The organism is Deltaproteobacteria bacterium CG11_big_fil_rev_8_21_14_0_20_42_23 (assembly GCA_002796345.1).
Classification (GTDB): domain Bacteria; phylum UBA10199; class UBA10199; order 2-02-FULL-44-16; family 2-02-FULL-44-16; genus 1-14-0-20-42-23.
The window spans coordinates 99176-119579 of the sequence record PCXC01000037.1; the positions used below are offsets into that span (position 1 = coordinate 99176).

Genomic DNA, 20404 nt, shown 5'->3' on the forward strand with positions numbered 1-20404 from the left:
TGATGATCATGAGGTGAGTGAAGTTTTTTAACATTTCACACAAAAAAAACACTGTCTCCCTTTTTCAAATCATTTGGAAAGACAGTGTTTTTTGATTCCACGAAGTTAACTCTACCGAACAATTTTCAACGTATCGCCTGGTCTTAAAGAGCTTGCGGTGATGGCGTTCCATTTTTTCAAATCAGCTACTGCAACATTGTGCTGGCGGGCGATGGCCCAGAGGGTGTCGCCTGATTTTACTTTGTACACTTTGTGATCCGTTGCAGCTGCCACTTCTGTTCCTGCAGCTGATTCAACTGCTGAGTGAGCAAGTTCTTCGGCAACCCAACCAATGCGAGATTTTTTAATTTTGAGTTTTTGTCCAGCTCTTACTTTTCTTTCATCTTTAATGTGGTTCCATTCCATAATTTCATATGAACGAACACCATAACGTTCTGCTACGTGCCCTAAAGTTTCACCACTATTGAGCACCGCTACAACATAGCCAGTTGTTGTGTTTGCTGGCGTTGCTGCATGTTCAGCAGGGAGTGAAACCGTTTGAATGGTGTTGTCAACTGCAACTGGCGCTGCTTTCGTTTCTTCTTTTTGTGCTACTTGGACTGAAGCTGCGTTTGTTTTTGCAGGCACCGAAAGGGTTTGGCCAGCACGAAGTGAAGATTTTTTTCCCAAGTGATTTGCTTTTTTCAATTCAGCTACACTGATGTTGTAAGCTCTTGAAATGGACCATAATGTATCACCGCTACGCACCTTGTAGTCTGACTTTCCGGCTGCAAAAGAATTTTCATTTCCTTCATCCAAAATAATTTCATCAGCGGCAGCAAGCGCCATTTCTTTTGGAAGTCTTGCTTTAGATTTTAACACTTTTATTTCTTGCCCAGCTTTTAATGACCGCGCATCGTTTATACCGTTCCATGCTTTTATATCTTTAATGTACACTACATATTTGTCGGCGATGTGACTTAGGGTTTCACCAGATTTTAAAGTGTGCACCATAAAATCGTCATCATTGTAGGTAGTGTTTTCAGCAAGTTCGATATTTTCTTCAACTGCTCTTTCAATTTCTTGCGTGGTTATTACTTCTGCCGCGCCATAAATTTTTAATTTTTGTCCAGCTCGAAGAGACCTTACATTACGAATCTTGTTCCAACGTTGAAGGTCTGCAACCGTTACTCCATAACGGTTTGCGATGCCACCAAGCGTTTCTCCTCTTCCCACTTTGTGAGCGCTAAGCTTTTCAGTGCTTGAGCTTGAACGAGAAGCAACTCTCGCTTCTTGAGTACTTTTTGGTGCACGCGATGCAATTTGCACACGAGATCCAGAAGTTGGAATAATGAGTTTTGATCCGGGATGAATACTCTTTACGTTTCTAATGTTGTTGGCACGAGCAATAACTGTAGTGCTGCTTCCATATCTTCTTGCGATTTGAGAAAGCGTATCTCCTCTTCGAACTTGATGAAAGAGAAGTCGGACACGATCATTTTCAGGAATTTTTGCATAAGCAAGACGAAACTGATCAACTTTTCCAAGTGGAATTTTGAGGCTAAAGTTTTTCACATTGTGTGGCGTTGAGCTAGAAATCAATTCTGGATTAAGGTAGCGAACATCCTCTTCTGGAACTCCCGCACATTCTGCCACTACAGCAAGATCGGTTTGCGTTGGCACGGAAACAACTTCATATGGTACAGGTTTTTCATAATCGATATTATGAAAGCCAAACTTTTCAGGTGATTTTGCCAAAATCATCGCAGCTATAAATTTTGGAACGTAGTCACGCGTTTCAGAATGCAACAATCTGGCTTTTGGTTGAGAAAGTTCCCAAAAATCTTTGGTGCCGGCTTTTTTAATGGCTCGGCGAACTCTTCCTTCACCTGTATTGTAAGAGGCCATGGCCAAATACCAATCGCCAAATTCATTGTGCAACTTTTTGAAGTAAGCGGCTGCAGCATGAGTGGATTTTACAACATCTCTTCGCTCATCAACCCAAGGATCAATTTTGAGCTTGAAGATTTTTCCTGTTCCACGAATAAACTGCCAAGCTCCAACAGCTGCTGCTCTGGAATAGGCATGAGGATTGAATCCGCTCTCGATAAGAGAAATGTACACCAAGTCTTTTGGCATTCCATTTTGCTCTAAAATGCTGGTCATAAGATCCATATATTTTCCAGAGCGTTCCAAATAACGTCTAAAATGTTTTCGTCCGGGACCTTGAAAATATTCCATCCATGCAATCACGCGATCATTGATCACCACCGGAATGCTTGATTTTGGAAGGCGAAGCAAATCGTGCTCTTTGAGGTATTCGTTTTTGTTGATGTGACGTTGCGATGTACGTTCGCGCCCAGCACAAGAAGTGACAAGAAAAACTGCAATGAGCATGAGAGATAAATGGCTTTTTTTCATTTGTGTTACCCTTTGGAAAAAAACTCAGCCCCTATAAGGGCTGAATTTGTTTAAGTATTTCATTTTTTGAATCAACTTTGTTTATTGTATCATGCCACAAAACAGATTCAATGTTCGTCATCATTTTTTTCTTCAACACTCTATGCCATGCTGCCCGTTTTTAGTCAGCCTGTTTTCGTAAAAAAGTAGGAATATCATATTGATCATTGTGATATTCCAAAACCCCTACTTCGCGCTCCACTTCTTTTGCTGGCGCGTCATTTAAATGTCGGCCTCCAAATGATTCTTCAATTTTCTCTGGCTCTGGAGCATGACGAGTAGCCGCCACAGGATACGAAGGTGCTGCATCTAAACCAGGAATTTCGCTCTGACGCTGTTCTTGCATTTGTGGTGCATGTGCTCTGTGTTGGCTTGCATAGCTTGGGCGTGAACCTGCACTATGATGTGTGTGCACTCTTGAACCTGAAAGCCCCACGCCAACTTTTCCATTGATGCGTTGAAGTGGTTTATCAAATCCAGTCGCGATTACTGTTACACGAACTTCATCTTCCATGGTTTCGTCTATCACAGCACCAAACAAAATGTTGGCATCTTCATGCGCTTCTTCTTGAATAATTTTTGAAGCTTCGCTGATTTCGTGAAGTGTAATATTGGCTCCACCCGTAACGTTGATAAGAATTCCTGTTGCACCTTTAATAGACACATCTTCAAGAAGTGGCGAAGAGATTGCTCTGGTTGCAGCATCGATGGCACGGCCTTCTCCGCTGGACACACCAGTTCCCATGAGCGCCATTCCCATTTCATTCATCACCGTTCTCACATCGGCAAAGTCGAGGTTAATAAGACCGTGCACGGTAATGAGATCTGAAATACCTTTCACCGCTTGGTACAAAACGTGGTCGGCTTGCTTAAATGCAGCCACCATCGTGACATCGCGATCTACGATATCGAGTAATTTTTCGTTTGGAATAGTGATGAGAGTATCCACCACATCGCGAAGTTCAGCTACACCTCGATCTGCTTGAAGCATGCGTTGTCTTCCTTCGAAGGCAAACGGCTTTGTAACCACACCAACCGTAAGTGCACCAATTTCACGCGCAATCTTCGCAATGATGGGAGCCGCGCCAGTTCCCGTTCCGCCGCCCATGCCTGCGGTAATGAAAACCATGTCAGCACCTTGCAACTGCTCCATCAAAATACGCTGATCTTCGATGGCTGCATTTTTTCCTACTTCGGGATTTGCACCTGCTCCAAGACCTTTGGTTAACTCGCGGCCAATTTGAATTTTGTTTGGCGCAATGTTATTCCGAAGTGCTTGAATATCGGTGTTTGCCGCGATAAAATCTACACCATCCAAACCCGCTTCCATCATTGTGTTTACTGCGTTTCCGCCGCTTCCTCCAACACCTACTACTTTTATTTTAGCATCTTGTGCCAGTGATTCTACAAGTTCAAACATATGGACCTCCTCGATTAAGATCAGTTTCTCGTTTCTAGTTCCTAGTTTCGAGTTAAAAATTTAAAAATCTTAACTACAAACTAGTAACCACAAAGTTAAAACTGGTTTAAAAAATTTCCCCAAGCCATTCTCTCATTCTGCTTCTTACTTTGGTGTAAGCGTTTCGCTCACGTACTTTGAAACGCTTGTTGGTTTGCTCTTTTGCTGCAGAAAGTACCAAGCCAACTCCTGTGGAATACATTGGGCTTCTGACCACATCTACTAGACCTCCAATACCTCTTGGCACTCCTCTTCTTACTGGTAAGCTAAAGATTTGCTCGGCCAACTCAGTTGCACCTTCAATGATTGAGCTTCCGCCCGTCAGCACAATGCCTGCGGCCGCAACATCTTCGCAACCTGCTCTAATAATTTCTTGCTGAATGAGGCTAAAAATTTCTTCCATACGCGGCTCAGTTATCTCTGCCAAAATTTGCCGAGGCAACACACGTGGATTTCGTCCGCCTACCGAAGGCACTTCGATGGTTTCATCTTTGTGCACCATGCCTGTCATGCAACATCCATATTTTTGCTTAATTTTTTCTGCTTCATGTGTGGGAGTGCGAAGGCCAACGGCAATGTCATTGGTAAGATGATTACCACCAACCGAAAGCACTGCGGTGTGAATTAAGCTTCCGCCGGAAAAGATGGCTATATCAGTAGTTCCGCCGCCGATATCAACCAAAATCACCCCAAGCTCTGATTCATCATTCGAAAGAACAGCTTTACTCGACGCAAGTTGCTGCAAAATAATATCGTTCACATTGAGGCCAGCGCGATTGCAGCACTTGATGATGTTCTGCGCAGAAGTAACAGCGCCCGTTACAATATGCACTTTCGCTTCAAGGCGAACACCACTCATGCCAACCGGGTCATTTACACCATCTTGATCATCTACAATATATTGTTGGGGGATAACATGAATCACTTCTCGATCAAGAGGGATGGAAACCGCTTGCGCAGCATCAATCACTCTTTCCACGTCGGTGGCTTTCACTTCTTTATCTTTAATGGCGACAATACCGTGACTGTTCATTCCTTTAATGTGCCCGCCCGCAATTCCAGCACTCACCGAAGTAATTTCGCATCCAGCCATGAGCTCTGCTTCTTCGATGGCTTTTTGAATGGAAGAAACGGTGCTTTCAATATTTACCACCACTCCTTTCCTTAAGCCCTTCGACGGATGCGTTCCGATGCCCACGATATCGATTCCATCGTTGCTTATTTCACCAACGATGGCGCAAATCTTTGTGGTACCGATATCTAAGCCCACTATCATTTCATCTTTTTTTGCCATATTATTCCCCCTTTTTGCCCAATCATTTTCAAAGTTAAGTGTCTAAAGAAGTGCGGTACTTCACAATTACTTGTCCGCCTTCATACATCACAATGTACTGAGGATCTGTTCCCCTTTGTTGAATCGCATTCGAAAAATCTCTTAGTCTGGTTACGCCTTCTTGCAATTGTTCATGTCCCAACACAATCTGCAAAGGCCTATCATCGGTAATAATGGAGTAGCCTCGAATGAGATGATAATTCACTTCAGCAATTTTTTTGGCTAAGCGAATTTTATTTTTTCGAAATTCTTTGATAATTGAAATGGACTGCAAAACTTTTTCTTTGCCTTCATATTTATCAAGTGGAAGCTGTAGTTCATCATTGATATCTGAAACAGAACCGGTGATGACGGGAAAATGTTTAGAGTCTTTTGCTTCCACTTTTTTGCATAACGTTCCATCGTCGGTAACGAAATATAAATGCTTTGCGGAAACAATAGCCACAGGTTTAAATTCTTCAGCATAGATCATCACCGTTCCTGGCGGGCTTTTGCGGACGGCTACTGTTTTGATCCATGGATGATTGAGCACTCTTTGATAAACACCACCCAGATCAAGCCAGAAAAGATTATCACCTTGAGATAAACCTGATAGTTCAAGAATTTGATCTTCACTTACAGCTTTGCGATCACCAACAATGTGAATGGACTGAAGCGAAAGATAAGGCCCAAAGAAAAGCAGAAGATAGATGCCATACACAAGCACCAAGCCAAGGCTTGCAAAAAGCAGCGAAAGAAAAAGGCGCTCGCACTTTTTCAGCAGCCAAAATCTGGGCTTCTTCTCACGCTGGATATGTTGTTCTCTCAAACAACGATTCATACTCCCCCTTGATACAAATCTACTACTTTACTTTTTCTTTCACACGAGCCGAAAGCAACATTCGTTCGCAAACATCTAAAAAAGACATCCCGTTAAACGCTGCAGCCTTTGGAACCAGCGAGGTTTCAGTCATTCCTGGAATAGTATTTACTTCCAAAAAGTACGGAACACCTTTTTCATCTACAATGTAATCTGCACGCGCAGCACCTTCAATGCGAAGTGCTTTCATGAGCGCAACTGTCTGCTTTTGAATTTCTTTTGTGAGCGCATCCGAAATACGCGCTGGCAAAATATATTCTGTTTTTCCTTTTGTATATTTTGCTTCGAAATCATAGAACCCGCTTGCAGGCACTACTTCTATAAGTGCAAGCGCTTCACCGCACAAAACACTTGCTGTCACTTCAGTTCCTTTGATGAATTCTTCCAGCAAAATTCTTTCATCGGACAGCAAAGCCTTTTCAACAGCAGGTTTCAGCTCGTCTTCAGTTTTTACAATGCTCATATTAATAGTTGAACCTTCGCAAACCGGCTTCACCACAAGAGGATAAGAAAGCGAATGCGAAAGTTTTCCACTGCACTCTTCAACTGAGAGGCAAACACTTTTTGCAACGGCTAAACCATGATCGGCGGCAAAAAGTTTGCATACATCTTTATCCATGGCCAACGCAGAAGGAAGCACACCGCTTCCGGTGTAAGGTATGTGCATGCACTCCAGTAACCCTTGCACGCATCCGTCTTCACCAAATTTTCCATGAAGCGCAATAAACGCAATATCGGGCTTTTGCTCGGTGAGAACACGCGCAACATGTTCATCCACATCAATCGCAATCACATTATAACCAGCGGTTTGAAGAGATGAAAAAATGGCATTTCCTGTTTTAAGCGAAATATCTCGCTCTCGAGACAAGCCACCCATCAATACTGCAATTTTTTTCTGTTTTATGTTTTTCATTTTTATTTTTCTTCACCAAGAATAAAAATTTCATTTTCAAGTACCACGCCCGAATGCTGACGAACTCTATCGCGAACCAAACCCATCAACACAATAACATCTCTAGCGCTGGCATTTGCCTCATTTACAATATAATTCGCATGCACATCAGAAATTCTAGCCCCTCCAACGCGCACACCTTTCAATCCTGCTTCGTCAATCAGTTTTGCCGCAGCTTGTTTTCCATCGTTCTTAAACATGCATCCACTCGACTTTTGCGAGATGGGCTGCGTTTCTCTTCTTCGTTCCATCAACTCTTTGAAATGCTGCGCAGCTTTTCCTTCGGGATCTTTTTGTAATTTCAACAAAGCCTTCAACACAATGGTGCCGCGCGGAAGCTTGCAACGTCTGTATTCAAACGGAATCGACTTTACTTTTTGCGTCATTTCTTTTCCGTGCTTATCCAGCATGGTCACTTCTTCAACGATTTCATCAATAGAACCTATATGCGTTCCTGCATTGGTTAAAATATTTCCGCCAAGTGTTCCCGGCACACCACTTAAACGTTCTATCCCAGCAAGATGTTGTTCATTTGCCCAGCGCACCAACTTTAGAGTGCTCACACCTGCACCAACCGAAACAAAAACATCATCGCCAGATTCTTGTTCCACCTTATACTCTTGAAAATCGCCAAGCAGCTGAATCACCACACCCTTTACACCACCATCGCGAACAAGAGTGTTACTTCCTTTCCCAATCAGGTAGTACGGGATGTTGCTGTCTTTCAGAAATTCAAAAAGCGATTTCAACATTTCCACACTTTGAACTTCTACGTACGCTTCTGCTTTTCCGCCCACACCCAAAGTGGTGTGTGCCTTCATAGATTCTTGAAAGCGAATTGCAGGAAATGCCTTTTCAAGTTCGCGTTTTTGTTCCGAGCTTAAACCAGTAAACTCAGTTTGCTCTTCTTTCAAAAAACGCGCACGTTCGCGAGGGCTTAAGAACGAGAGGTCAAGGTCTTGCAAAACTGCCTTGCCGTCTTCGTTATATCCCCCGCTCCCAGAAACATCACCAGATCCTGATTCGTGCACCACGGTTTCAGAGCTGTCATCACTTCCTCTGTCTTCGCTGCATGCGTAATCATTTTCTTCGGATATTTGAGCATGAGGCTCTTGCATAGTTTTTCTCCTGTCCATTTTGGATTCCTTTTTTCTCCAGCTGCGTAAACATCCATCACAATAACTGCATCTGCTTTTTTAGATGCGCTTACAAAATCATCAAACAATTGCTCTAAGCGCGAATAGCGATGCGGCTGCATCACCATAATCACACGCCTTTCTTCCCAGCCTTTTTTTGCGGCATCTAAAGTTGCTGCAATTTCAACCGGGTGGTGCGCGTAATCGTCCACCACCACTGGGCCTGCGCGGTGAAGGATTTCGAAACGTCTTGCTACTCCCTTAAATTTCGCCAAACCTTGTTTCACTTTTGCCACAGAAATTTCAGCTTCTCTGGCTACAGCTATAGTTGCCAAGGCGTTAAGCGCGTGATGTTCTCCCGACATATTTATTTTAAATTCACCCAATTTTTTCCCGTAGGCTTCAACCGAAAAATAAACCCAGTCTTCTTCTTGTCGCACATTTTTTGCCATGTAATCAGCTTGCTGAAAACCATAGCTCACTACTTTTCGTTTCATTTGTGGCATCAAGCTTTTCACTACAGGATGATCGCTGCACACAATAACAGAACCATAAAAAGGAACCTTGTTTGCAAAATCAACAAAGGCACGTTTCAGATCGGCAAAGTCTTTATAGCGTTCGAGATGCTCGGGGTCGATGTTGGTGATCACCCCAATAGTAGGAGTGAGCTTCAGAAATGAGCCGTCAGACTCATCGGCTTCTGCGATGAGAAAATCACCTTTTCCCAGTTTTGCATTTGTTCTGAGGCTATTCACTTTTCCACCAATCACCATGGTGGGGTCCAAACCTGCGCCGTGAAAAACAGTGGAAATCATAGCCGTTGTTGTCGTTTTCCCATGCGAACCAGCAACGGCAATGCCCCATTTCAAGCGCATCAGCTCGGCAAGCATTTCTGCGCGAGGCACAACAGGAACGCCCAATTCTTTTGCAGCTTTTACTTCGGGATTTTTTTCATCAACCGCTGAAGACGTCACCACAACATGAGCACCTTCAACGTGCTTTGATTTGTGGCCGTAAGAAATAGTAGCGCCGCGGCGTTTCAAACGTTTTGTGGTTTCGCTTGATTTCAAATCTGAACCACTCACCTGATAGCCTAAAGTAAGCAGCACATCAGCGATTCCGCTCATGCCAATACCACCGATGCCGACAAAATGAATGTGTTGATATTTTTTAAACATAATCTTTTTTATATCCTTTGATCTTCTCTCAAAAACAATGAGCTCTTTTTATCTGCGGTTTTTGCTCTGTAAAAAGATGAACGCATTCTTCTGCAATATGAGCCGCTGCGTTTTGTTCTTGCTCACGTCCAAAACTCATTTCCATTTTTTCTAGCAATGCTGGCGATGAGAAAAGCCGGTTCATATGCATCGCAAGCACATCTCCTGTCAATTGCTCTTGTGGAATAATAATTGCTGCGCCTTTTTTTTCGAGGTGCACTGCATTTTCGTGTTGATGGTTATCAGCCGCAAATGGATACGGAACCAAGATTGCCGGCTTTTTGAAAAGCTTCAATTCTGCAATGGTACCAGCTCCACTTCTGGCCAACACAAGACTGGCTTGTTGATAGACACTTGCAATGTCATCAATAAACTCAAGCACTGTCGCCTCTTGTTGATAGCGTTTATATTCAGCTTCTATTTGCTGCAGGTTTTCAGCTTTTCCTACTTGATGCACAATACGTATTGTTTTTGCGGCGCCAGTGAGCAAAGGCAGAGAAGCAAGCAAAGCTTGGTTGAGTGACTTTGCTCCAAGCGAACCGCCAAAACAGAAGAGGGTAAAAGGATTTTTCTCATTTTTCTGAAAAGCACTCGCCTCGCGCAAAGCCTTCCGGAGCGGATTTCCGCTCATCATACATTTTTTTGCTTCGAAATATTTTTCGGCTTCAGGAAATGCCAAGAAGATGCGTCTCGCTATTTTTGAAAGCATGCGGTTGGACAAACCCGGCACCGCGTTGGGCTCTATGATGGCAACTGGTTTTCCCAGTAAGAAGGCTGCAATACTGACGGGCCAGGCTAAGTAACCGCCTATGCCAATCACCAGATCTGTGCTTGTTTTTTGCAACAAAAGTGCAGCCTTCACCATTGCAGACGGCAATTTTATCAAGGCAAGGAGCTTGTCTTTTTTCCCTTGGCCTTTTATTTTTGGAACCGCAAGTGCGAAAAATGGCCACGGCGTTTTGCTTAAGGTTTTTTCTTCTAGCCCTCGCGTTGTTCCTACAAACGAAATCTGCACATCAGGATAGAGCTCTTGAAAAGCTTCAGCCACAGCAATACCTGGAAACAAGTGCCCACCTGTTCCACCCGAAGCAATCAAAACATTTTTCCTTTTTTCACTCACGCTTACTCCTAAGCTCGTTTATATGATGAAACATTTAAAACTAGTCCAACTGCTATCAACGAAATCACCAGCGATGATCCGCCGTAACTAATAAAAGGAAGCGCCAAACCTTTTGTGGGCAACAACCCCATCACCACCGCCATGTTGAGCATGGCTTCAAGCCCAATCAGCAAAGTGCAGCCCAAAGCTAAATAGCGGCCGAAGAGATCTGGCGCATTCAAGGCAACTTTGAAACCACGGTAACAAAACAAGAGAAACAAAATGATAACCGCGAACACTCCAACAAGACCAAGCTCTTCTCCAATAACTGAAAAAATAAAATCGGTATGCGCCTCGGGGAGATAAAAAAGTTTTTGTTGTCCTTGCCCCAGGCCTTTTCCAAACCAGCCTCCTTCATTGAAGGCCACAAAAGATTGGATCATTTGAAACCCTGATCCATATTGATCATCCCAAGGATTCAAAAACGCCATTATTCTTCTTCTTCTGTAAGGCGTGCCCGCCACCAACTTGAAAGCAATGGGAGCTAGAAGAAAAACAATGCCAAACAAATATCGTTTTCGAGCGCCAGCTGCAAAAAGCATAAACCAAGTGATTGCAGCTATGATTGCAGCGGAGCCAAAATCTTTTTGATATAAAATGGTTCCTGAAACGACCGTCATCACGACAAAATGAGGAATAATTCCAAGCGTAAAACTTCGAATACGATTCGTCTTTTTTTCAAGAGAGTAAGCAAGAAAAAGAATGAGTGCAATTTTTGCAAACTCTGATGGTTGAAAATTCACCACACCTAAGCTGAGCCAGCGAGTAGCTCCACCAATGGTTTTGCCGACACCAGGAACCAAAACAAGAATCACAAGACCAAGCGCAAGCAAAAGTGCGGGATAGGCAAACGCTTTCAAGCGGTGATAGCAAAAACTCAGCATGCACATCATCAACACAAAACCAATCCCAGCAAAAAGAGCAGAACGTTTCAAAAAGAAATAACTGTCACTAAACTTTTCTAAAGCAAACACAGCACTTGAGCTGTACACCATGGTAATGCCACAGCCAACAAGCACAATCACCGTGAAGAGAAGCCAGACATCAAAATGTTGTTTTTGTACATCGCTATACTTCATGAACATCCTTTATGAACGTGAGCAAGCTGTCGACTTCTCACGACTTGAGCAAACTTGCTGATGCTTTATTTCTTTTTCCAAATTTAGAAATGCAGCCTTAAAACTGTTTCCTCTTTCTGCGTAATGAGCAAAAAGATCAAAGCTGGCACACGCCGGCGAAAGCAAAACAGACTCGCCCGGAAAAGCGAGAGAGTATGCGACTTTCACGGCTTCATCCATGGAGCTTGCCATGTGTAAAACGGTGTGCTTTCCAAGTTGATCTGCAATAATTTTTGCTGAAGTTCCCAACAAAACGAGATGAGAAACTTTATCTTTCACCAAAGAAACAAGAGGGCTGAAATCATCTTCTTTTGGAATTCCACCTGCAATCAAAACAAGTTTATGCGAAAAACTTTGCAACGCAGCAACAGCAGCTGCAACGTTAGTTGCCTTTGAATCATTGTAATAGCTCACCGCATTCAAGGTGCCCACATATTGCAAACGGTGTTCTAAACCTTTGAACGAACACACAGCATCATGAAGAAAATCTTCATCATCAATTCCACAAGCTTCAAGCGCAAGACAAGCTGCCATAATATTTTCGTAATTATGTTTTCCTCTTATTTTGAGATTGGAAGCAGAAAAGGTTAAATGCTTTTTATTGAAAAGGTGGAACGAAAAGTGTTGGGAATCCGAAACTTCAAGAGTGTAAGGAACAAGGTTCACTTGTTTTTTCTGTTCTTGAATTGGAGCTAGAAAACGTAGCAAATTTTCATCAGCGGCGTTGTAAATGATGGTGCCGGCAGTTTTGGTTTGAATCAACAAACGTGCTTTCAAGTGGGCATATTCTTCAAAGCTATGTCTATCAAGGTGATCTGGAGCAAGGTTAAGCCAGATGCTTACAAGCGGTTCGAGTGATGGTGAAAACTCCATTTGAAAACTTGAAATTTCTAAAACAAAAAAATCGATCTCACCTACCTTTTCCACATAGTTGATAAGAGGATCACCAACATTTCCAACAAGCACAACTTTTTTTCCAGCTTCTTTCAAAAGATGTGCAATCAAACTCACCGTTGTTGTTTTTCCGTTTGTCCCCGTTACTGCAACAAGAGGAAAGTGAGCATTTTTCACCGCAAGCTCAATTTCACTCAATATCGGCACGTTCATTTCTTGCGCCTTTAGCAAAAGAGGAAGTTTGGAATCCACGCCTGGACTGACCACAATAAAATCGAAAGCAGTGGGATCAAGATCATGATTTCCCCAGTGCGTTGAAACCTTTTCTCCATCGAAAAACGTTTCATCTTCAGGGCGTTTTACATCATTCACGGTAATGAATGCCGAGCGTGAAAGGAGAAATGAAAAAACAGCTCTTCCTGTTTTTCCCATTCCTATAATCAGCACTTTTTTTCCAGCGTAGTTCATTATTTACCTAAGCTTCAACGTGGCAAGACTCGCCAACGCAAGCAAAATTGAAATGATCCAAAAACGTACAATCACCTTCGACTCTTTCCATCCTTTAAGTTCAAAGTGATGGTGGATGGGAGCCATTCTAAAAATTCTTTTCCCGGTAAGTTTAAATGAAACAACTTGGGTAATGACAGAAACCGTTTCGAGTACAAAAATGCCCCCAATAATCAAAAGCAACATTTCTTGTTTCGCCACCAATGCCACATAACCCAGCAAAGCCCCAAGTGGCAACGATCCTACGTCACCCATAAAAATGCTAGCAGGGTGAGCGTTGTACCAAAGAAAAGCAAGCACTGCGCCAACAACCGATCCACACACCACTGCCAACTCTCCACAACCAGGAACAAAAGAAACCTGAAGATACGAAGCAATAAGCGCATGACCTGCAATGTAGGTAAGTACTGCATAAGCCGCATATGAAACAATGGAAGGAAAACTGACTAAACCATCAAGCCCATCGGTAAGGTTTACCGCGTTTGATGCACCAACAATAACAACGGTAGCAAACGGAATGTACCACATTCCAAGATCGGGTCTTAAGCCTTTGAAGAATGGCACCGAAAGCTCAGTGCCAAGTTGCATAACATCAAAAAGAAAAAGTGAAGCAATAAGACCAAAGAGTAACTGAAAGAGAAATTTGTATCGCGACGCTAATCCTTTGGCATCTTTCAAGATTACTTTTCGGTAGTCATCAACAAAACCAATCGCTCCAAAACCAATGAGAACAAAAAGAGAACCTAAGACGAAAAAATTATCTAGCCTTGCGCAAAGCAGTGTAGAAATAATGATTGCTGCAAGAATTAGCACACCACCCATCGTGGGAGTGCCACGTTTATCAAGGTGTTGCACAGGTCCATCATCGCGAACGGTTTGCCAAAATTGTTTTTTCGAAAGCATTGCAATTAATTTTTTGCCAAACAGAAAATAAATGGAAAGCGCAATGAAGAATGACACAAACGCACGAACTGTGATGTACTTGAAAATATTCAGCGCGCCAAAAAGATGAACATAATGTGTGTAAAGGTAATAAAGCATTCTTCTCCTCGTTAATCCGTTCCCACTGCGCGTTTAATATAGGTGACCATTTTTTCCATTTGCATTCCACGCGAACCTTTTACAAGCCAGACATCTCCAGCTGCAATTTCGCCATGCGCTTGCTCTGAAAGATCATCCAGCGAAGTGAAAACTCGAACTTTCTTTTCATCCAAGCCACCATCAATGGCACCTCTGGCAACGTCTTGCGCATGATCACCATAAAGATAGAGCAAATCCACGTGATACTTTGCGGCTTCAAATCCAATTTGACGATGCAAATCTGAAGCTTCGGTTCCAAGCTCAAGCATTTCACCTAGCACCACGGCAAAGCGCCCAGTTCTATCTGCAGCACTTATAGTTCGCAGCGCTGCTCGAACTGATTCTGGATTTGCATTGTAGGCATCATTAATCAGTCTTGCTCCGTTACGAAGCTGAACACGCTCAAATCTCATTTTCATTGGCTGGCAACTTGAAAAATTTTTCGCCATCTCCTCAACACTTAAGCCAAGCGCAGATCCGCATGCCAAGGCTGCAAGCGCGTTCATGATATTATGAGCTCCCACAAAAGGAAGATGGAATGTCATTTCTTTTCCAAACACATTTGCAGTGAGGTCAGTAGAATCCAAAGCAAAGGTATGTGCATGAGCGAAGGAAACATCAGCATCGTGATGAAGACCAAAAGAAATTTTCTTGCCCGCAAATGCTTTACTGAGCTGCATAATGCGAGGATCATCTCGATTTACGATAATCGTTTTATCTGATGCGATCGTTTCAAACAATTCACCTTTTGCTTTTGCAACGGCATCAATACTTCCAAGATAATGGAGGTGAGCTGCGGTAACGTTGGTGATCAATCCAAAATCTGGCTTCGAAATTTCGGTGAGTCGTTTTATCTCGCCTGGTGCATTCATGCCCAACTCAAGCACAAGCGCTTTATGAGAAGCCTCAAGTTTGAAAAGAGTAAGAGGCAGTCCAATAAGATTGTTAAAATTGCCTTCGGTTTTATGCACAGCACCCAAACTGGAAAGCACACTGGCTACCATTTCTTTGGTGGTCGATTTTCCATTGCTTCCCGTGATGGCAACAACCGGCAAGGCATGCAAAGAGCGCCAATAGGCAGCTAGATCACCAAGGGCTGCAAGCGTATCGCTGACTACAATTTGAAAACGTTTCTCAATGGAAGGAATTTCTTCTTGCACCACACAAGCAACAGCGCCTTTTTCAAGAGCTAGCTTGCAGTAGTGATGTCCATCAAAGTGAGGCCCTTTCAAGGCTACAAAGAGTTGCCCCTTTTGCGGAAGACGCGAATCGGTATTAACTCCATTCACCACTGCATGAAGATCTGCACTTGATTTTGCAGCCGTTGCAGCACAAATTTTTTCTACAGAAAGATTCATAGTTTTCACACGAGTTTTTTCTTATGCAACAAGTCTATTTTTTCTCTTTTTTTTTAGCGCTTCCATCACTTCTTCACGGTCGTCGAAGTGATGTTTTGTGTTGCCTATAATTTGATATTGTTCGTGACCTTTTCCAGCTACAACCAAAATGTCATTTTCAGTCATGTGCATCACTGCTGTTTCAATCGCTTTTTTTCTGTCCACTTCTTGAATGAATCCACAGCTTCCATTGAAAGCCTTCATCTTTTTACGCAAGCCCGGAAACACTTGTTCCATAATGCTTAGCGGATTTTCAGTTCTAGGGTTATCGCTGGTGAGCACTACAAGATTTGCATATTTTGCGGCTACTTCTCCCATCACTGGTCGTTTCTGTTTGTCTCTGTCTCCACCGCAACCAAACACAAGCAACAATCTTCCTTCTGTAATATCTCTTAGCGTTGAAAGAATATTTTCGAGAGCATCAGGAGTATGAGCATAATCTACATAAACAGCATAAGCAGAATCGGCACACACACGCTCAAGCCTTCCCGGTATGGGATGAACATGTGAAAGCGAATGAAGAATATTTTTTGACGAGACACCAAGTGCATGTGCCGCAAGAAAAGCAGCAGCAACATTATACGCATTGAAGCTTCCAACCAAAGGAACTGTGAAAGAAAATGATTTTCCTAAAAAAGAAAACCAAAGCTTACTGCCACTTTCACTTTTTTCACATGAAACCAGAGACAAATCTGCTGTTTGATTTTTTCCATATCGAAAACACTCAACCGTTTTGGCTGGAGAAATTTTCTTTCCGTATTCATCATCGTCATTAACAACAGCAAAAGTTTTCTTTGAAGAACTTGAAAGTAAATGCGTGAACAAAATGTTTTTTGCCTCAAAATAATCATGCATATGGTGATGATAATCAAGATGCTCTTGAGTGAGATTGGTGAAGACTGCGACATCAAAGTCACAACCCTCTAAGCGAGACTGGGTCAGCGCATGCGACGAAACCTCCATCACACAAACATCAACGTTGTGCGCCAGCATATCTGCTAAATGTTTCTGCAAAACAAACGCATCTGGAGTAGTGTGACTTGCCTCAAACGTTTTTCCTGCATAGCGATATGATACTGTGCCTATCACCCCAGGCCGATGACCTGCTTCACGCAAAATGGACTCAAGCAAATACGTAATACTTGTTTTTCCATTGGTGCCCGTAACACCAACTAGCTTCAGCTTTTGCGAAGGATCGCCAAAAAAACGTGATGCACATCGTGCATATATTTTTCTCACATCCTCCACCACAATACCAAGCACATGCTCTGGCAACACGCAGGGACGAGACATCACCACAACCTGTGCACCTGCTTCAATTGCTTCAGGAATAAAATCATGACCATCATGCTTAAGACCAGCAACGGCAAAGAAGCATGTAGCGGGCATCACCTGTTGGTGAGACATTGTCAGATGCTCAACATGAATTCCTTCAAGCAGTTTTTTCTGCTGATTTGAAAGAGAATCAAAAATGTCGAAAAATCGTTTCATGTTTTCCTTTTATAACAGTGAACCAAAACTTAACTTCAACTGCTGCCCTTCTGAAATAATAGCTCCGGATTTTGGATATTGAGAGATCACCAAACCACTTCCTTCAACTTCCAATTTTATATCGCTGTCTTTCAACGTGTCCAACACTCCACGCATGGTAAGCCCTTGTAAACTGGGCACTTCCCATTTTCCTTCTTGCACCTTTTTCATTTTGGCATGAGCATACGAAGACTGCGGAACCGGCTTTTTGTTGGAAAGCGCATCTGCCGTAATTACCGGCAAATCATCGTCAAGCTCTGAAGGAACTTTCAAATAGCGAAGTGAAGCTTCTACAATATTTTTGAAAACGGGCCCAGCTACTTGACCACCGTAATATTCACCAGCGCCGGGCTCATCGATGCCCACGTAAACCACTATCTTCGGATCATCGGCAGGAGCAAAGCCGATAAATGAAGAAAAATATTTTCCCGTCGCGTACCCACCCGTGTGTGGGTCTGCTTTTTGAGCGGTGCCCGTTTTTCCTGCAACAGGATATTCTTGACTTGCGGCCAAGACACCGGTGCCTTCGGCAAGGGTGACGCTTTTCAGCATTTCCGTCACCAACTGAGCTGTCTTAGGTTGAATGGGACGTGAAACCACTTCCCGCTTCGCCTCATACACCAGCTCACCCTCTTCGGAGATAATGCGCTTCACCACATTTGGCTTGAGAAGTTCACCGCCATTTGCAACCGCAGCAAATGCCATTGCCATCTGAAGTGGGGTTGTACTCACCCCCTGACCAAATGCAACAGTAACGTGCTTTATCTCGGGCCAGCTTTTGTAACTTGCTAAAATACCCACTGATTCCGCTGGCAAACCAACTCCAGACTGCCTTCCAAACCCCCATGCCTGGAAGACAGTATAGAGCTCATCTGGAGAAAATTTTTTGCCTACTTTTGCGGCTCCAATATTGCTGGAAAAACGCAAAATATCGAAGACACTCAAGTTGCCATACGCATGAGTGTCCCGCACCACCCTTTTGCCAACTGCCATTCGTCCATTTTCGCAGTCGAACACAGAACGAGAAGTGACCAAATTTCGCTCAAGTGCCGAAGCAATCACCATCACCTTCATCGTGGAGCCGGGTTCATAGGCATCGGTGATAGCACGATTTTTCCAAAACTCTGGCTTGTAGTGACGGTATTCATTGGGATCGAAAGAGGGATTGTTGGCCATGGCTAGCAAGTCACCTGTATGAGGATCAAGCACAAGTGCAATACCACCTTTTGCCTTTTGCTTTTCTACCATCTGCGAAAGTTCTTTTTCGGCAATGTACTGCAAGGTCTTGTCAATAGTGAGTCGCAGCTCACTGACACCAGAAGTAGTATCCATGACATCAGAAGAAAAATAGAGCTGACCTCGGGCATCGCGACGATATGAGTTGGAAGTGGAAGAAGAAGTGAGATAGTCGTTGTACTGCAATTCAACTCCACCCAAAGCCTGCGCATCCAAGCCAACGGCTCCAAGCAAAGTTGAAGCAAGTTTTTGATTTGGATATTGCCGCTTGCTTTCCTCCAGCTCACCAAGACCCGCAATATGAAGAGCGCGCACTTCTTTGGCAACAGCTGGATCGACAAGGCGCTTCACCCACACAAATTTTCGTTTTGAACGGAAGCGATCGTAAAGTTTTTCTTCACTTACTCCCAGCAAGCGAGAAAGTTTTTGTGCAGCTTCAAGTGGTTTTTCAATTTTACGAGGATCGGCATAAAAAGATTTGGCCTGCACATTCACCGCAAGTTCACGTCCAGTAACATCTAAGATCTTTCCTCTTTTGGTGCTTTCCTTTACCAAGGTTTGATATTGCCGCATAGCGACTTTTTCCAACTTAGCATTGTCTTTCAAATGGAATAAAATAGCGCGACACATTACCGCACCATAAGCACACACCAAAAAAGACCCAATGCACAAAATGCGCAAAGCCTGTCGGCGCTTACTTTCATCTCCATTTGATTGAAACCGCGGCATGCTTTTCCTTTGTTAATCTCTGTTGTCATCCTGAACGTAGTGAAGGATCTCCTCGCAAATACAGTAGATTCTTCGCTTTGCTCAGAATGACAAGAAGCTAATTATCCACTCACTCTAGTCAACTTTAACAAATTCGATCGCACTTCCTTTGGGAAGCGCCATTGAAAAATACTTCGAAGCAATTTTTTCAAGACGAGCTGGCGCTTTTAGTTGCGCCACTTTTACTTCCAAGTGTGAGCGTTTTTTTTCGAGCTTCTCTATATTATAGTGAATTTTGCTTACTTCGTATCCAAGCGTCACCACTTCAATGCGAATCCAGACAAAGACGATGGCAAAAACAGCAAGCGTCACCACAATCACCGAAACTTTTCTGATGTGGCGATTACGCATGGCAACCGATTTGGAAGAAATGTGCTGCTGCTTCACAGCACTAGAGACAACAGATGGGCTTAGAATTTTCATCAGCTCTTCCTTTCTAACACACGCAACTTTGCGCTTCGCGCTCTTGGATTTGCTGCAATTTCTTCGTCACAAGGAATGAGGACTCTTCGCAAAGGAAGAGAGTATTCGCCCTCTTTTTCTAAGTCACGAAAAGCTCGCTTCACCAACCTGTCTTCTAAAGAATGATAACTGAGCACTACAAAACGTCCTCCAGCGGAAAGATAGGCCGGCGCCGTCTTTAAGAGATGCTCCAACTGATCAAGTTCTCCATTAATGTAAATGCGAATAGCTTGAAACACTCTGGTTGCAGGATGAATTTTGTTTTTTCTTCTCCACGAAGCAGGAAAAACACTTTCGATACATTCAGCCAAAGCGCGAGTAGTCAAAAAGGGTGAAACCTCTCTTTGCTCACAGATTTTTTTTGCAATTTTTCGGGAGAAGCGTTCTTCACCGTAGTGAAAAAAGACATCAGCCATTTCTTCTTCGTCTACGCTGTTGATCCAATCTGCTGCACTCATTTCAGATGACTGATCCATCCGCATATCAAGAGGCGCATCGTTTCTAAAACTGAAGCCTCGCTCCGCTTCATCAAGCTGAAAACTGGAAACTCCAAGATCTGCAAAAATGCCTTCAACTTTTTTCCATGAAATACTCTCAAGGGCTTTTTCGAGGTCCAAAAAACTACCGTGAAAAAAATGCGCGCGCGAAGCAAATGCGCTGAGCACTTTTTGTGAACGAAGAATGGCGGGCCTGTCTCTATCAATCCCAAGCAATTCGCTTGAAGCCGAAGTTTCAAGAAGAGCATGTGCATGACCAGCGCCACCTAATGTCATATCAACAAACCTCCCACCTCGTTTTGCGTTTAGGAATTCCAAGACTTCTTGCATTAAAACTGGAACGTGACTCATAACCTACTTT

Annotated in this window: 16 protein-coding genes; all 16 read right to left on the minus strand. The window is 43.3% G+C overall.

Annotated elements, in window-relative coordinates; translation table 11 throughout:
• Positions 1-111 precede the first annotated feature (111 nt).
• Positions 112-2400 (minus strand): hypothetical protein, encoded by a 2289-nt coding sequence (locus tag COV43_04790; protein PIR25669.1) that lies wholly within the window; start codon positions 2398-2400, stop codon positions 112-114.
• Between the two features lie 160 nt (positions 2401-2560).
• On the minus strand, positions 2561-3859 hold the full coding sequence (locus COV43_04795) for a cell division protein FtsZ (GenBank protein ID PIR25670.1): 1299 nt from the start codon (positions 3857-3859) through the stop codon (positions 2561-2563).
• 106 nt (positions 3860-3965) lie between these two features.
• Positions 3966-5192, minus strand: coding sequence for a cell division protein FtsA (gene ftsA / locus COV43_04800; GenBank protein PIR25671.1), 1227 nt, complete (start codon positions 5190-5192; stop codon positions 3966-3968).
• Between the two features lie 34 nt (positions 5193-5226).
• Positions 5227-6051, minus strand: a complete 825-nt coding sequence (locus COV43_04805) for a hypothetical protein (GenBank protein ID PIR25672.1) — start codon at positions 6049-6051, stop codon at positions 5227-5229.
• Positions 6052-6073: 22 nt separating this feature from the next.
• Positions 6074-7003 (minus strand): D-alanine--D-alanine ligase, encoded by a 930-nt coding sequence (locus COV43_04810; GenBank protein PIR25673.1) that lies wholly within the window; start codon positions 7001-7003, stop codon positions 6074-6076.
• Positions 7004-7005: 2 nt separating this feature from the next.
• Positions 7006-8076, minus strand: a complete 1071-nt coding sequence (locus tag COV43_04815; GenBank protein ID PIR25674.1) for a UDP-N-acetylenolpyruvoylglucosamine reductase — start codon at positions 8074-8076, stop codon at positions 7006-7008.
• Positions 7980-9356 (minus strand): UDP-N-acetylmuramate--L-alanine ligase, encoded by a 1377-nt coding sequence (locus COV43_04820; protein ID PIR25675.1) that lies wholly within the window; start codon positions 9354-9356, stop codon positions 7980-7982. Before COV43_04820 ends, COV43_04815 begins: the two co-directional genes overlap by 97 nt.
• Before the next feature lie 28 nt (positions 9357-9384).
• Complete coding sequence (murG, locus tag COV43_04825; GenBank protein PIR25676.1) at positions 9385-10515, minus strand: undecaprenyldiphospho-muramoylpentapeptide beta-N-acetylglucosaminyltransferase; 1131 nt, start codon at positions 10513-10515, stop codon at positions 9385-9387.
• Positions 10516-10523: 8 nt separating this feature from the next.
• A complete protein-coding gene (ftsW, locus tag COV43_04830; GenBank protein PIR25708.1) occupies positions 10524-11633 on the minus strand; it encodes a putative lipid II flippase FtsW in 1110 nt (369 codons plus the stop codon).
• 9 nt (positions 11634-11642) lie between these two features.
• The gene (gene murD / locus COV43_04835; protein PIR25677.1) at positions 11643-13034 is read right to left on the minus strand and encodes a UDP-N-acetylmuramoyl-L-alanine--D-glutamate ligase; all 1392 of its coding nucleotides are present in this window, start codon (positions 13032-13034) and stop codon (positions 11643-11645) included.
• 3 nt (positions 13035-13037) lie between these two features.
• Entirely contained in the window at positions 13038-14114 is a 1077-nt protein-coding gene (locus COV43_04840; GenBank protein ID PIR25678.1) for a phospho-N-acetylmuramoyl-pentapeptide-transferase, read from the minus strand.
• A gap of 11 nt (positions 14115-14125) precedes the next feature.
• Positions 14126-15511, minus strand: a complete 1386-nt coding sequence (locus COV43_04845; protein ID PIR25679.1) for a UDP-N-acetylmuramoylalanyl-D-glutamyl-2, 6-diaminopimelate--D-alanyl-D-alanine ligase — start codon at positions 15509-15511, stop codon at positions 14126-14128.
• A gap of 21 nt (positions 15512-15532) precedes the next feature.
• The gene (locus tag COV43_04850) at positions 15533-17041 is read right to left on the minus strand and encodes a UDP-N-acetylmuramoyl-L-alanyl-D-glutamate--2,6-diaminopimelate ligase (protein PIR25680.1); all 1509 of its coding nucleotides are present in this window, start codon (positions 17039-17041) and stop codon (positions 15533-15535) included.
• Positions 17042-17050: 9 nt separating this feature from the next.
• Positions 17051-19045 (minus strand): penicillin-binding protein, encoded by a 1995-nt coding sequence (locus COV43_04855; GenBank protein PIR25681.1) that lies wholly within the window; start codon positions 19043-19045, stop codon positions 17051-17053.
• Between the two features lie 114 nt (positions 19046-19159).
• On the minus strand, positions 19160-19507 hold the full coding sequence (gene ftsL, locus COV43_04860; GenBank protein PIR25682.1) for a cell division protein FtsL: 348 nt from the start codon (positions 19505-19507) through the stop codon (positions 19160-19162).
• On the minus strand, positions 19507-20394 hold the full coding sequence (locus COV43_04865) for a 16S rRNA (cytosine(1402)-N(4))-methyltransferase (GenBank protein ID PIR25683.1): 888 nt from the start codon (positions 20392-20394) through the stop codon (positions 19507-19509). Before COV43_04865 ends, ftsL begins: the two co-directional genes overlap by 1 nt.
• Between the last annotated feature and the right edge of the window lie 10 nt (positions 20395-20404).

Excerpts from the sequence above, each read along its gene's own strand:
- COV43_04795 (PIR25670.1), bottom strand. The coding sequence starts at position 3,859 with ATGTTTGAACTTGTAGAATCACTGGCACAAGATGCTAAAATAAAAGTA.
- COV43_04865 (PIR25683.1), bottom strand. The coding sequence starts at position 20,394 with ATGAGTCACGTTCCAGTTTTAATGCAAGAAGTCTTGGAATTCCTAAAC.
- COV43_04820 (PIR25675.1), bottom strand. The coding sequence starts at position 9,356 with ATGTTTAAAAAATATCAACACATTCATTTTGTCGGCATCGGTGGTATT.
- murD (PIR25677.1), bottom strand. The coding sequence starts at position 13,034 with ATGAACTACGCTGGAAAAAAAGTGCTGATTATAGGAATGGGAAAAACA.
- ftsA (PIR25671.1), bottom strand. The coding sequence starts at position 5,192 with ATGGCAAAAAAAGATGAAATGATAGTGGGCTTAGATATCGGTACCACA.
- COV43_04790 (PIR25669.1), bottom strand. The coding sequence starts at position 2,400 with ATGAAAAAAAGCCATTTATCTCTCATGCTCATTGCAGTTTTTCTTGTC.
- COV43_04810 (PIR25673.1), bottom strand. The coding sequence starts at position 7,003 with ATGAAAAACATAAAACAGAAAAAAATTGCAGTATTGATGGGTGGCTTG.
- COV43_04850 (PIR25680.1), bottom strand. The coding sequence starts at position 17,041 with ATGAAACGATTTTTCGACATTTTTGATTCTCTTTCAAATCAGCAGAAA.
- ftsL (PIR25682.1), bottom strand. The coding sequence starts at position 19,507 with ATGAAAATTCTAAGCCCATCTGTTGTCTCTAGTGCTGTGAAGCAGCAG.
- ftsW (PIR25708.1), bottom strand. The coding sequence starts at position 11,633 with ATGAAGTATAGCGATGTACAAAAACAACATTTTGATGTCTGGCTTCTC.
- COV43_04840 (PIR25678.1), bottom strand. The coding sequence starts at position 14,114 with ATGCTTTATTACCTTTACACACATTATGTTCATCTTTTTGGCGCGCTG.
- COV43_04855 (PIR25681.1), bottom strand. The coding sequence starts at position 19,045 with ATGCCGCGGTTTCAATCAAATGGAGATGAAAGTAAGCGCCGACAGGCT.
- COV43_04805 (PIR25672.1), bottom strand. The coding sequence starts at position 6,051 with ATGAATCGTTGTTTGAGAGAACAACATATCCAGCGTGAGAAGAAGCCC.
- COV43_04845 (PIR25679.1), bottom strand. The coding sequence starts at position 15,511 with ATGAATCTTTCTGTAGAAAAAATTTGTGCTGCAACGGCTGCAAAATCA.